This is a genomic window from Schaalia sp. JY-X169 (assembly GCF_014069575.1).
Taxonomy (GTDB): domain Bacteria; phylum Actinomycetota; class Actinomycetes; order Actinomycetales; family Actinomycetaceae; genus Scrofimicrobium.
Window position 1 is genome coordinate 1,307,035 of the sequence record NZ_CP059675.1, and the last position, 12,196, is coordinate 1,319,230.

The 12,196-nt window shown below is 58.3% G+C and carries 13 protein-coding genes and 1 riboswitch; all 13 genes read left to right on the forward strand.

Annotation, left to right across the window (positions count from 1 at the left end; translation table 11 throughout):
• The first annotated feature begins 42 nt into the window (after positions 1-42).
• The 13 genes from mihF (at position 43) to hisG (ending at position 12,178) form a co-directional block, all read left to right on the forward strand.
• Positions 43-357 carry an integration host factor, actinobacterial type gene (gene mihF / locus H2O65_RS05745; protein WP_182140802.1) on the forward strand — a complete coding sequence of 105 codons (315 nt, stop codon included), beginning with the start codon at positions 43-45 and terminating at the stop codon, positions 355-357.
• Positions 358-442: 85 nt separating this feature from the next.
• The gene (gene gmk, locus H2O65_RS05750; protein WP_182140803.1) at positions 443-1,000 is read left to right on the forward strand and encodes a guanylate kinase; all 558 of its coding nucleotides are present in this window, start codon (positions 443-445) and stop codon (positions 998-1,000) included.
• Positions 1,001-1,069: 69 nt separating this feature from the next.
• The gene (rpoZ, locus tag H2O65_RS05755; RefSeq protein ID WP_182140804.1) at positions 1,070-1,336 is read left to right on the forward strand and encodes a DNA-directed RNA polymerase subunit omega; all 267 of its coding nucleotides are present in this window, start codon (positions 1,070-1,072) and stop codon (positions 1,334-1,336) included.
• Positions 1,314-2,582 (forward strand): bifunctional phosphopantothenoylcysteine decarboxylase/phosphopantothenate--cysteine ligase CoaBC, encoded by a 1,269-nt coding sequence (coaBC, locus tag H2O65_RS05760; protein WP_220458709.1) that lies wholly within the window; start codon positions 1,314-1,316, stop codon positions 2,580-2,582. The genes rpoZ and coaBC overlap by 23 nt, the downstream gene beginning before the upstream one ends.
• An 8-nt stretch (positions 2,583-2,590) precedes the next feature.
• The gene (metK, locus tag H2O65_RS05765) at positions 2,591-3,799 is read left to right on the forward strand and encodes a methionine adenosyltransferase (RefSeq protein ID WP_182142684.1); all 1,209 of its coding nucleotides are present in this window, start codon (positions 2,591-2,593) and stop codon (positions 3,797-3,799) included.
• Positions 3,800-3,825: 26 nt separating this feature from the next.
• On the forward strand, positions 3,826-5,688 hold the full coding sequence (locus tag H2O65_RS05770) for a hypothetical protein (protein ID WP_182140806.1): 1,863 nt from the start codon (positions 3,826-3,828) through the stop codon (positions 5,686-5,688).
• A gap of 31 nt (positions 5,689-5,719) precedes the next feature.
• Positions 5,720-6,712 carry a methionyl-tRNA formyltransferase gene (gene fmt / locus H2O65_RS05775; protein ID WP_182140808.1) on the forward strand — a complete coding sequence of 331 codons (993 nt, stop codon included), beginning with the start codon at positions 5,720-5,722 and terminating at the stop codon, positions 6,710-6,712.
• Positions 6,713-8,134, forward strand: coding sequence for an RsmB/NOP family class I SAM-dependent RNA methyltransferase (locus tag H2O65_RS05780; RefSeq protein WP_182140809.1), 1,422 nt, complete (start codon positions 6,713-6,715; stop codon positions 8,132-8,134). It abuts the gene before it with no gap.
• An 18-nt stretch (positions 8,135-8,152) separates the two neighbouring features.
• On the forward strand, positions 8,153-8,836 hold the full coding sequence (gene rpe, locus H2O65_RS05785) for a ribulose-phosphate 3-epimerase (protein WP_182140811.1): 684 nt from the start codon (positions 8,153-8,155) through the stop codon (positions 8,834-8,836).
• Between the two features lie 71 nt (positions 8,837-8,907).
• Positions 8,908-9,028: riboswitch (FMN riboswitch) on the forward strand.
• Between the two features lie 87 nt (positions 9,029-9,115).
• Complete coding sequence (locus tag H2O65_RS05790; protein WP_182142685.1) at positions 9,116-9,892, forward strand: ABC transporter permease; 777 nt, start codon at positions 9,116-9,118, stop codon at positions 9,890-9,892.
• Complete coding sequence (locus tag H2O65_RS05795) at positions 9,889-10,992, forward strand: ABC transporter substrate-binding protein (protein ID WP_182140812.1); 1,104 nt, start codon at positions 9,889-9,891, stop codon at positions 10,990-10,992. Before H2O65_RS05790 ends, H2O65_RS05795 begins: the two co-directional genes overlap by 4 nt.
• 68 nt (positions 10,993-11,060) lie before the next feature.
• Positions 11,061-11,324, forward strand: a complete 264-nt coding sequence (locus tag H2O65_RS05800) for a phosphoribosyl-ATP diphosphatase (protein ID WP_182140814.1) — start codon at positions 11,061-11,063, stop codon at positions 11,322-11,324.
• 5 nt (positions 11,325-11,329) lie between these two features.
• On the forward strand, positions 11,330-12,178 hold the full coding sequence (hisG, locus tag H2O65_RS05805; protein ID WP_182142686.1) for an ATP phosphoribosyltransferase: 849 nt from the start codon (positions 11,330-11,332) through the stop codon (positions 12,176-12,178).
• The last annotated feature ends 18 nt before the right edge of the window (positions 12,179-12,196 follow it).

Genomic DNA, 12,196 nt, shown 5'->3' on the forward strand with positions numbered 1-12,196 from the left:
AGAGTAAATGCAGTTATGAAACATTCTTTGGGGAGATAGATTATGCCGCTTCCAGAACTTACGGCCCAGCAGCGTGAAGACGCACTAGAGAAGGCTACGGCGGCAAGACGCCGTCGAGCTGAAGTTAAGGTGGGCCTGAAGAGTCGGAACATTTCCTTGGGACAGTTCTTTGAACTGGCAGACGAGGATGAGGCGCTTGCGAAGATGCGCGCGAAGTCTCTCCTTGAGTCCCTACCTCGCGTCGGTGTGCACAGGTCCGCCCTGATAATGGATGAGATCGGGATTTCTAAGACTCGACGTGTGCGCGGGTTAGGAAGAGTGCAACGCGAGGCTCTTCTCGACATGTTCGGGAACTAGCCCGCACGAACTGCTTCGCGAATCCAGAAAGTGACGAGGACCGCAACGGTTTTTCACCTGAGAACTTTTGTGCAATCGTTGGGATATGAAACCCGCTCCACTCTTTGTTGTCGCTGGCCCTACCGCAGTTGGCAAAGGCACAGTTGTGGCCGCACTGAGAAGTAGACACCCCGATCTGCCACTGTCAGTTTCAGCGACGACTCGTGATCCGAGGCCGGGGGAAGTAAGCGGAGTCGACTACTTCTTTGTGTCTGATGGTGAGTTCGACAGGATGGTAGACAGGGGCGAGTTCTTAGAGTGGGCGGTAGTGCACAGTATTCATCGCTACGGGACACCCGCCGCATGGGTTGAAGAACAACGAAGCGCTGGCAGACCAGTTCTGCTGGAGTTGGACCTTGCTGGCGCACGCCAAGTCAAACGAAAAATCCCCGATGCCGTCTTGATCTTCATCGCTCCTCCTGCTTGGGAAGATCTGCAAAGACGTCTTGTCTCTCGAGGAACAGAAACCCTAGAGGAACAGTCTCGACGCCTTCGCACAGCGCGCGATGAGATGGCGGCCTCGGGGGAGTTCAATGTGGTTTTGGTAAACCATGACGTCGATCGCACAGCTGCGGAACTGGCCCAGGTCATGGGGCTGAACTAGAATAGTGCGGGTATGTGGGCGAACGCCCTAGTGACAAACCTGCTCCGTAGCGGGCAAGAGGAGAAATACATGTCGGGAATTGTGGCCCAGCCAGAAGGTATCACCTACCCGCCGATCGACGAGCTGCTCGAACGTGCTGACTCAAAGTACGCCCTCGTCATTCTTGCGGCCAAGCGCGCCCGTCAGATCAACTCTTACCGGATGCAGCTGGACTCCAACATGATTCAGTCTGTTGGCCCAGTTGTCCCCTTTGAAGCCGACGATAAGGCTCTAGCAATCTCCCTACGCGAAATCGTGGAAGACAAGTTGGAACTTGGACGCAACGAAGAAGCGTAGTACAGCGCCTGTCGCGATTGTCGGCGTCGGCGGTGGGATAGCCGCCTATAAGGTCGGCTATCTTGTGCGCTTCTTGCGCAAAGAGGGGTGGGAAGTGCACGTTCTTCCCACCCGGTCAGCTTTGCGGTTTGTCGGTGAGCCAACCTGGCGTGAGCTTTCTGAAAACCCGGTGACAACCGACGTGTTTTCGCCAGAGGGTCCCGGACATATTCACCTTGCAAATCGGGCTGATCTGATCGTTGTCGCGCCAGCCACAGCCAACATTATTGCCAAGATCCGTGTCGGCATCGCCGATGACATGCTGACAACCACCATTGCTGCAAGTGCGGCCCCTCTGGTCCTAGCCCCTGCTATGCACACACAAATGTGGGAGAGTGCAGCCACGCAAGAGAACATAGCTGTGCTGCAGGCGCGGGGCGTTCACGTCATCAAACCTGAGTCTGGGTCCCTATCCTCAGGGGACGAGGGGCTTGGCAGACTACCTGACCCCGAAGCCATCGGTGCCGATGCATTGCGTATCTGGGAACAGACCCAATCTGGGTCGCACGCGAGCCAATCTGAGAGAGAGCTTGCGCTCTCTGGCCGCAGGGTAGTCATTACGGCTGGAGGCACGCAGGAACCCATTGACCCAGTTAGGTACGTGGGAAACAGATCGTCGGGAACGCAGGGGATTTCCCTTGTCAATGCTGCACTCGACCAGGGTGCCGAAGTGACTCTGATCGCCGCGGCTATGAGTGCAGCCATTCCCATCCACCCAAGTCTCACCGTGGTTCACGCGGCCACGGCAAGCGATTTGGCAACAAGTGTGCGCTCGGAGGTCGGTCACTCCGATGCCCTGATCATGGCTGCGGCAGTCGCCGATTTTACGCCGATCAGTGTCTCTGATGAGAAGATCAAGAAGACTGCAACCACTGAAGAACTTGTGTTAACCCTGCACCGTACAGAGGACATACTCGCTTCAGTAGCCAAGTCACCACAGAGGCCGTCCGCCCTCATCGGTTTTGGCGCGGAAACCGGCAGCCGCGCCCAGGTTGAGCACCTTGGATCCCGCAAAGCCCGGGCAAAGGGGTGCGACCTATTGGCGGTAAACCAGGTCGGTAACGGAATCGGATTCGGCGACGTACCCAACACCCTGGTGTATTTTGATGCTGCCGGTGAGATAGTCGGTGAAACCAGCGGGTCAAAAGACCAGGTTGCCGCAGATTTGATCTCTCGTGTGGCAGAGCTCTTGCGAAAGAAGGACTAATTGTGTCAATAGGGGAACTTCGCCCGTTCACTTCCGAGTCTGTAACGGAAGGGCACCCAGACAAGCTTTGTGATCGAGTCTCCGACGCGATTCTTGATGAGATTCTTGACCAGGACAGAGCTGCTCGCGTTGCTGTTGAGGTGGTGGCAACAAAGGGTCTCGTGCACGTGGTCGGTGAAATAAACACGAACGCTTACGTTGAGATTCCCAATGTTGTCCGCGAAGAGATCGTCCGCATCGGCTATGACAGCCAGCAGGCAGGTTTCGACGGCAACTCCTGTGGTGTCTCTGTTGCTATCGGGCAGCAGAGCCCCGATATTTCCGGCGGTGTTAACGAGTCGTTAGAGGTTCGCGATCACCTGGCTGACGGCAGCGATCCGCGCGATGTGCAGGGTGCTGGCGACCAGGGAATCATGTTCGGATTCGCATCCGACGAGACCCCGGATCTGATGCCGGCCCCGATTTGGCTGGCGCAAAAGCTGGCCATGCGCTTGGCTGAAGTTCGCAAGTTGGGAATCGTCGATGGCCTGCTCCCGGATGGAAAGACCCAGGTTACGCTTCTGTACGAGGGCGACCGCCCGGTAGCTGTCGACAATGTTGTTGTCTCAAGTCAACACGTTGAGAGTCTGGCGGAAGTTGACTTGCGCGACGCCATCAACTCAGAAGTCATCGACCCCGTTTTTGCGAACTGCGGTATTGCGCTTGACTTTGCGACAGCGCGCAGGATGGTCAACCCTTCCGGAAGGTTTGTGCTTGGCGGTCCGGCAGCCGACGCGGGGCTCACCGGTCGAAAGATCATCGTGGACACCTACGGTGGTAGCGCGTCGCACGGCGGCGGTGCATTCTCCGGTAAAGACCCGTCCAAGGTGGATCGTTCGGCCTCGTACGCCGCTCGGTGGATAGCTAAGAATGTTGTTGCTTCGGGACTCGCGAAGAAGTGCAAAATCCAGTTGGCATACGCGATCGGTTCCTCCCGCCCAGTCTCGATCACGATTGATACCTACGGTACCGGCATCATTCCGGAGGTAGCGTTGGCGGCTGTCATCGAAGATGTGTTTGATCTGCGCCCCTTGGGTATCATTGAAGATCTTCGCCTACTCGATACCTCCTTGGTTCACTACCGGGACACGGCTGCTTACGGACACTTTGGTCGTCCTGGCTTTAGTTGGGAAGAAATTGACCGTACCGAGGATCTGCTGACAGCGGCAAAGGTGTAGCAACATGGGGATAGGGAGGTGGACGCATGTCTGACCAAACTATCGCTAGTGCACCAACCACAACTGACGCCGACTCCGTGGAGTTTCCTGGCCGCGGCGTGGCCCAGGTCATCGTCGACATCGATGCTCCCCACCTGGATGAGCCGTACGATTATGCCGTACCCGTAGAGTTTCGCGACACGGTATGCGTAGGTTCACAGGTTCAGGTCCGTTTTGGACGACGGAGGGTGAGCGGCTATGTCGTGGGATTATCCGCAAGCTCGTCATTCTCTGGAAAACTGGCTCCCATTTTGCGGGTTGTCACACCGCTTCCAGTCCTGTCCAAGGCTCTTCTTGAGACGATCAACTACCTGAGCCTTCGCTACTGCGCGACAAGGAGTCAGCTTCTCTCATTCGTTGTGCCTACCCGTCGGGCCCGCGTCGAAAAAAGCTTCGGGGATGCGATTGCGACCGCACGCAGCGCGGGAGAGGGCATCTTCCAGGAGCCTGCCACCGCTCTGCTACCGCCGTCGCAGGTTGAGAGGAAGGTGATCACCGCACTTCCCGGTGACCGCCAGAAAATGCTTACCAACCTGGTGAGTGAGATCGCAGCACTGGGGGCAACCGCCCTCGTCCTAGCACCAACTGCCGCGTCAAGCCAACAGATTTGCGGGGAACTAGAGCAGAGCCCTGGGCTGCGTGTGGGACACATTGATGCTGAACAGAGTGCTGATCGTCGCTATCGCGTCTATCTTCAGGCGCTTCTGGGCAGGTTTGACGTTCTGGTCGGTTCCAGATCGGCGGTGTGGACACCACTCCCGAACCTTCACACGATCGTCATCTGGGACGACGGAGACGATCGCTACAGGGAACAAAGGGCACCCAGGCTGGACGCCCTCGACGTGGCGGTCGCTCGCAGCCATGTCGAGCATGTGGCGCTCGTGTGTTTGTCGTACGCACGCTCTATCAAGGCTCAGGCGCTGGTGGAGACCGGTTGGGCGTCCGAGGTCGTTCCCCCCGGGGACCTAGTTCGTTCCACAGTTCCGCGAGTGGCGATGTTTGATGGTTTTTCCGCTGAGCGCGAGGGCGCGACCGGGTTCACGCGACTACCCGACGCCGCTTACCGAATGATACGGAAGGGATTAACGGAAGGTCCTGTCCTTGTCTCAGTTCCTGCGGCAGGTTCGGTAACAGAAACTGGATCCGGCTACTTTCGAGTTGGATCCGATCGGGTCCGCGATGAACTCGAGAGGGCATTTCCCGGGGTGCAAGTAGTGGTCTCTTCATCTACCGGGGGAGTGGTGCGATCCCTGGAAGATTCCCAAGGCATAGTCGTCTCGACGCCCGGGGTCGAGCCGCGGACTTCGGAAGGCTACTCATCAATCGTGATCACGGGAGCAAGTGGCGTGGCGTACCGCGATAGCCTGGACGGGAGCCTCGACGCCCTCCGCAGGTGGATGGAAGCGGCGGCTCTCGCGGCGCCGAAGGCCCCACTCCTGCTGGTCGGTGAAGTCCCCATGCCTCTTCTGGATTCACTCGTGTACTGGCGCCCTCAAATTCTGGCTCACGATGAATGGATGAGGCGGCAAGAGTTGGGGTTTCCGCCCGCACGATGGACGGTTGCCATAGAGGGCAACACCTTCGCTGTTGAGGCAGAGTTGGCGGCCGCAGAGCAGTCAATGGGGGTGGCACAGGCTCGATTCCCCGGCGAAGAATGGGCCCCTCTCACGCTGGTGAGTCACGAAACCCGGGTTGGAGACGATGGGCACGTAAGAGAGCGTGTAGTTTTGTCGGTGGCTCCTCGTAACATTCGAAGACTAATGGTGGCGTTGGGGGAAGCGCGACGGGAGCTCAGTCGTAATGGCCGGGAGCTACCAGGCTTTGACATCAACCCCAGTTCACTGGTTTAACAACGTCAGGTAAGGAAAGGGGCGCAGAATCTTGGCGCTACGCATTATTTTTGGCGGTACCCCGAGTGTCGCACTCCCGACTCTTGCCGCCCTCGTCGAATCAGAGCACAGCGTGGTTGGGGTGGTGACACGGCCCCCAAGACGGCGGGGACGCTCAAAAGCACTGGTTCCCAGTGAGGTGGCGGCCTTCGCACAAGAGCATGGAATTCCGCTTCTTGAGACAGAACGTCCCAGGGATGATGAGTCATTGGCGTGGATAAAATCCGCCCGCGCCGATCTGGGGGTGGTCGTCGCCTTTGGCGCACTCCTCACACAGCCTGTTCTCGATGCGCTTCCGCTGGGGTGGATCAATCTTCATTTTTCATCGTTGCCAGATCTGCGCGGTGCTGCGCCGGTGCAAAGGGCACTTCTTCGCGGGGACACGGAACTAGGTAGCAGCGTGTTCCAACTCGAACGGGGAATGGATACGGGCCCGGTGTTCTCATCCGTGCGGCACTCGATTGATCCTCATGCGACGTCCGGGGAAGCACTTGAACACCTTGGTAGCGTTGGGGCCGCTCAGGTTGTTGCTGTCGTGGACGCCCTGAGTGAGGGGACCGCTGTCGCGGTGCCTCAGGATACGGGCGTGTATGGAGAGAACATTTCACAGGCACCCAAGCTGGCTCGAGCCGATGGCTTTATCGACTTCAAGGAGGCGGCTGGCGAGGTGGTAGACCGCGTGCGCGGGGTAACGCCAGATCCGGGAGCGTGGACCACCCTTCCTGACAGATCAGTCATGAAACTGGGTCCGCTCCACCGGATTTCGCCACAGGGCGGTGAGCTCCCAACAGAAAAAGACAGGGCTCTACCGGGCTCAATGACACTTGAAAAGGGCGGTCTACAAGTCGCCTGCGCGGACGGCGCAGTCCAACTCGGTGAGGTTGGTCCGGCAGGAAAGAAGTGGATGGCCGCCAGCGATTGGTTTCGCGGTGCTCGACTGCCAGAAGGCGCACGTTTAGGCGGGGCAATGGATGGGGGCAAGTAGATGAGTGTCAAGGGTGGTAAAACGGATCCAGCCAGGATGGTGGCGGCCGAAGTCCTCATTGAAGTTGAAGAGGGGGGCAGATTCGCCAACTTAGTCCTTCCCAAGGCGCTAAGGACTGAGCAAACCAGAAACAGGCGCTTTGACTTCAGGGATAGCGCGTTCACCTCAGAGCTGGTCTATGGCACTCTGCGGCGTCAAGGACTGCTTGACTTCGCATTGGCTAAGCACTGCTCGAAGCCGCTCCTCAGCTTGGATATCCCTGTCCTGGTCAGCCTCCGCATGGGGGCCTACCAGCTTCTATATATGAGGGTCGCGGACCATGCAGCGGTGTCAGAAACCGTTGAGGTGGCACGCAGTCTGGCAGGCGAAGGAGCATCTAAGTTTGTCAATGCTGTTCTGCGCTCCCTGCAACGTGAAGGGAGCGAGGCCGTGTTCGCACGGGTTGCCGCGATTGGTGATGAGCAGACCCGCTTGGCCACGAAACACTCCCATCCCGGATGGATTGTTTCTGACATCCGCGAAGCCTTACGTGCAAGGGGCATTGACCCCAACGAGCTCGGTGATGCACTTGAGGCTAACAACGCTGCACCACGCGTCACACTTGTTGCCAGACCCGGATTAATTACCGCCGCCGAACTCGCCCAGGAGGCCGAGGATGTCTTGGGTGTAACAACGCGGCAGGGCAGCATTAGCGAGTATGCGGTGGTACTCGACGAGGGCGGTGACCCCGGGGCGCTCCCATCCGTGAGAAGCGGTCGCGCCGCAGTTCAAGACGAAGGCTCTCAGCTGGCTGCGATCCTTCTTGCTCAGGCACCAGTGCAAGGAAGCGACACCCGTTGGCTCGACATGTGTGCTGGGCCAGGCGGCAAGTCCGCGCTCCTCGCCGCGCTCGGGTCAGATCGGGGCGTGGAGCTCATTGCGAATGAGGTAAACCCCCGCAGGGCTCGCCTAGTCGAGCGATCGGTGCAGGCAGTCAGCAACGTTACTGTAACGACTTCTGATGGAAGAGATATCAAGACGGACCAACTCTTTGACCGGGTGCTGGTTGATGCTCCCTGCCTGGGCTTGGGTTCACTACGGCGCCGGCCCGAATCAAGGTGGCGTCACTCCCGAAGCGACCTCGACGAACTGATCCCCTTACAAGAGGAGCTCCTGGCTTCAGGAATGCGCTTGACCAGGCCCGGGGGAGTGATCGCCTGGGTGACCTGCTCACCTCACACCGCGGAAACTCTCGGACAGGTTCAAAAGGTTCTTGACGGAGGGTTAGTGGAGCTGGTTGACGCTGCAGCGCTGGCACAGGCGGGCTCTCCCGACGATCTGGATCTGCAAACCGGAGACGACATCGCCGCGCAGACTGTTCAACTGTGGCCCCACCGCCACGGGACCGACGCCATGTTCGTAGCATTACTGAGACGCATGTAGGACAGATAGGGTAGAGGAATGGATGTAAAGATAGCCCCGTCAATTCTCTCCTGCGACATCGGCCGCCTTGCCCAAGAGCTTGACCGTATTTCAAACGCGGACCTGGTGCACGTAGATGTTATGGATGGCCACTTTGTACCGAACCTGACGTGGGGTCTTCCCGTTGTGGAGGCCGCGGTTCGACACGGGGGACTTCCTGTTGACACGCACCTCATGATCGAAGATCCTGACCGCTGGGCCGTACAGTACGCGCAAGCGGGCGCGGCCTCGGTCACCTTCCATGCCGAAGCGGCAACGGCACCAATCACGCTTGCGCGGAGCATTCGCAAGGCAGGGGCACGTGCAGCAGTGGCCTTCCGACCCTCGACTCAAATCGGCGCCTACCTGGACTTCATAGACGAATTCGACATGATTTTGGTGATGACCGTTGAGCCAGGCTTCGGAGGACAACGGTTCCTAGATTCGACATTGCCGAAGATTCGCCAAGTTCGCAAAGCCATTACTGATTGCGGTGCGGCAATACAGCTTCAGGTCGATGGGGGAATCGATAAGCAGACTATTCTCGGTGCAGCCGAGGCCGGAGCCGATGTTTTCGTGGCAGGCTCAGCAGTGTTCGACAGCGACGATCCGGCCGCACAGATAGAGGCCCTGCGTAGAGAGGCTAATGCAATCCTCAACGGCCCCAAGGCATTCTTGGCCTAGTATTGCCGTTCGTGACAAACCATGCACCAGGCTCCGCTACCGCCGATGCTGAACACCATGGCATAATCGAAGCATAGCTCCGGGGTCGGTGAAAGTCCGAGCCGGCGGTGAAAGCCCGCGACCCGCCATCAGGCGGTTGAATCGGTGAAATTCCGATGCCGACGGTTAAAGTCCGGATGGGAGGAGCGGGCCGTCAGTGCTACCTGGCGCGCCCTACCCCGTGGCGGAAAGGCTACGGTGGCCAGACGCACAAACCAATCCTCGCCATTCCTTGCCTGGATGGCGCCCCTAAGCATCGCCGTAATCGTGCTGGGGCTGTGGTGGATGCTCACAACTCTGCGACCGGTTGAAGCCTGGGTATTTCCTACCCCCAACGCCTTTTTCGAAAGGCTCGTGACCCTGCTGAGTCAGTCGTGGATGTGGCAAAGGATTGCGGTTACATCAGGCGAAGCTGTCATTGGGGCGGTATTTGGCACAGTCGTTGCTCTTCCCCTAGCCTGGGGGATCTTCAACAACGAGTTTGTCCGCGCTGGAGTTGAGCCATTTCTGGGAGCAACCCAGGCGATCCCGGCCATTGCCATCGCACCCCTTTTGGTCCTGTGGATGGGAAACGGGTTCACGCCGATTATCGTCCTTTGTGCACTGATCACGTTCTTTCCCGTCCTCGTCTCCACAACTGTCGGCTTGCGCCAGATGGATACCGACGTCCTCGATGCAGCGGCTCTCGATGGGGCATCGGGATGGGCCATGATCCACTCGATCGAGGCACCGTTGGCCGCCCCGGCAATACTGGCCGGTATTCGCAATGGATTCGCACTATCCGTCACCGGCGCGATTGTCGGTGAGATGGTGATGGGCGGGGCGGGACTCGGTCAGGTGCTAACGCAGCAGCGGCACAACCTCGACACCGCAGGAATGTTCGTCACTGTTTTCATCCTCGCCACTATGGCCATGATCCTTTACGGCCTCATCTACAGCGCGGAGCGTCGCGCACGCCGCGACGTTTCACCTTCACGACACGATCGCCCTCGACCAGAAAGCAGGACATCAGCATGACCGCTACTGCAACCAAGAGAACGTCACGAAGCGCACGTCTGCTGACGGCTGCCAGCATCCTCCTTGTCTCGACAATGGGACTGGCAGGGTGTGCGGGCTCGTCGACACCCCAAAGCGGAGGTACGACCGCAGGCGAAATCCCGCAATCCGGCCTGGCGGGGGAGACCGTAGATCTGGGTGTCGGAGGAGAAGGAGTCACCATTGGGCTTACCTACGTTCCCAGTGTTCAGTTTGCGCCCGTTTACGTAGCGGGTACGGATGAGATCTTTCGCGCGGCTGGCATCGGGGCCTCCATTCGGCACCACGGAGGTGATGAGGGGCTCTTCACCGCTTTGATGTCGGGAGACGAGGACGTCACTGTTGCTAGTGGCGATGAGGTCCTCCAGGCCCGCACTATGGGGATGGATCTGGTTTCGATCGGTGCTTACTACCACGAGTACCCGGTTGTTGTCGTGGCTAAGGAAGACAGCGGAATTTCGACAATCGCTGACTTACGCGGCAAAAAAGTGGGATTGCCAGGTGAATTTGGCTCCAACTGGTTTGGACTCCTAGCGGCTCTCCAGGATGCAAACATGACCACGGGGGACATAACAGTGGTCCCCATTGGCTATACGCAAGCAGCATCTTTGGCATCGGACCAAGTGGACGCGATAGTTGGATTCGTGAATTCAGATGTGGTCCAGTTGCAGGATTTGGGAGTCCCAATCACGGTTGTCCCTCTCACCGAAGACCCCACACCGCTGGTTGGGGCATCAATCGTCACGACCCGTAAGTGGCTTGACGCCAATCCGAAGTTGGCCGAGGGCGTAGTCGGAGCTATCACCGCGGGTGCAGACCGAGTTGTGGCAAATCCTCAGCACGCACTTGAGGTGACAGCCCTGTGGGATCCGGCTTTGGAAGACCCACAAACACGACGGGGAGCCAGCGCTGTCCTGGACGCAACCATTCCGCTCTGGCTTGATTCCGAGGGCGTCACATCCGGCTTACAGAACCTTGAGACATGGGCAGAAATGGGCACCTTCCTGTCAGGTGTCCTGGACGAAGAGATTCCCAAAGCCGAGGTCGAGGCAGCCGTGACTAACGACTTCGCGAAGAAGTGAGAGGCGAATTACTCTTCCCGGCGCGGACACATTCCACTGCTTCCGGACTGCCCGGTTAGGGTTTTCCCATGACCACTTTCGAAGATCTTTTTGCTGAACTAGAAGTCAAAGCCAAGGACCGCCCTGAGGGTTCCGGCACCGTCAAGGAGCTTGACGCGGGCGTGCATGCAATCGGTAAGAAGATAGTTGAGGAAGCTGCGGAAGTCTGGATGGCTGCTGAGTACGAATCAAAAGCAGACCTTGCCCTGGAAATCTCTCAGCTGCTTTACCATCTGCAGGTCATGATGGTTGCAAAAGAGGTTTCCCTCGACGATATCTACAAGTACCTGTGAGCAAAATGTTGCGAATTGCAGTTCCCAATAAGGGATCCCTCTCTGAGTCAGCTGTCAACCTCTTGGCCGAGGCCGGGTACAGGACCAGGCGCAGGGGCAGGGAACTCGTCCTTGCCGACGCCGCGAACGACGTGGAGATCTTCTTCCTCCGGCCTCGCGATATTGCGGTGTATGTGGGTCAGGGGCGAATCCAAGCGGGGATTACGGGTCGTGACCTTCTGCTAGATTCCGGCACTAAGGCAACTGAGATGCTGGGACTTGGCTTCGGTCGCTCACGCTTCCGATTTGCTGCTCCCATTGGCACCAAGAGTGAACTCGCTGATCTTCAAGGGGCACGAATCGCTGCTTCTTACGACCTTCTGGTGAGCGGTTACCTCGCATCCCATGGGATAAACGCCGATGTGATTCACCTTGACGGAGCAGTCGAATCATCAGTGCAGTTAGGCGTTGCCGACGCCATAGCTGACGTTGTGGAGACAGGCTCGACACTCAAAGCTGCCGGACTAGAAACATTCGGCCCAACAATTCTTCAGTCGGAAGCAATCCTCATTACCGCGCCCCAGCATCTTTCCGATCCAGCACTTCAAGTGTTGGAGCAGAGGCTGCGCGGTGTCATCGTCGCTCGCGATCACGTACTCATTGACTACAACATTCGCGGCGACCACCTAGAGGCGGCCACAGCGTTGGCACCGGGTCTGGAATCGCCAACCGTTTCTACTCTGGCTGAGGCGGATTGGAAGGCAGTTCGGGTCGTTGTGCGCCGGGCTGACATGAACCAGGTCATGGACTCTCTGCTGAATGTCGGCGCTGAGGGCATCATCGTCACCTCCCTGGTTGCCTCTCGACTACGCTAGGACAAGGCAAATAGAAAC

Coding starts and splice junctions, on each gene's coding strand:
- mihF (WP_182140802.1), top strand. CDS start 43: ATGCCGCTTCCAGAACTTACGGCCCAGCAGCGTGAAGACGCACTAGAG.
- gmk (WP_182140803.1), top strand. CDS start 443: ATGAAACCCGCTCCACTCTTTGTTGTCGCTGGCCCTACCGCAGTTGGC.
- rpoZ (WP_182140804.1), top strand. CDS start 1,070: ATGTCGGGAATTGTGGCCCAGCCAGAAGGTATCACCTACCCGCCGATC.
- H2O65_RS05770 (WP_182140806.1), top strand. CDS start 3,826: ATGTCTGACCAAACTATCGCTAGTGCACCAACCACAACTGACGCCGAC.
- H2O65_RS05780 (WP_182140809.1), top strand. CDS start 6,713: ATGAGTGTCAAGGGTGGTAAAACGGATCCAGCCAGGATGGTGGCGGCC.
- rpe (WP_182140811.1), top strand. CDS start 8,153: ATGGATGTAAAGATAGCCCCGTCAATTCTCTCCTGCGACATCGGCCGC.
- H2O65_RS05790 (WP_182142685.1), top strand. CDS start 9,116: ATGGCGCCCCTAAGCATCGCCGTAATCGTGCTGGGGCTGTGGTGGATG.
- H2O65_RS05795 (WP_182140812.1), top strand. CDS start 9,889: ATGACCGCTACTGCAACCAAGAGAACGTCACGAAGCGCACGTCTGCTG.
- H2O65_RS05800 (WP_182140814.1), top strand. CDS start 11,061: ATGACCACTTTCGAAGATCTTTTTGCTGAACTAGAAGTCAAAGCCAAG.
- hisG (WP_182142686.1), top strand. CDS start 11,330: ATGTTGCGAATTGCAGTTCCCAATAAGGGATCCCTCTCTGAGTCAGCT.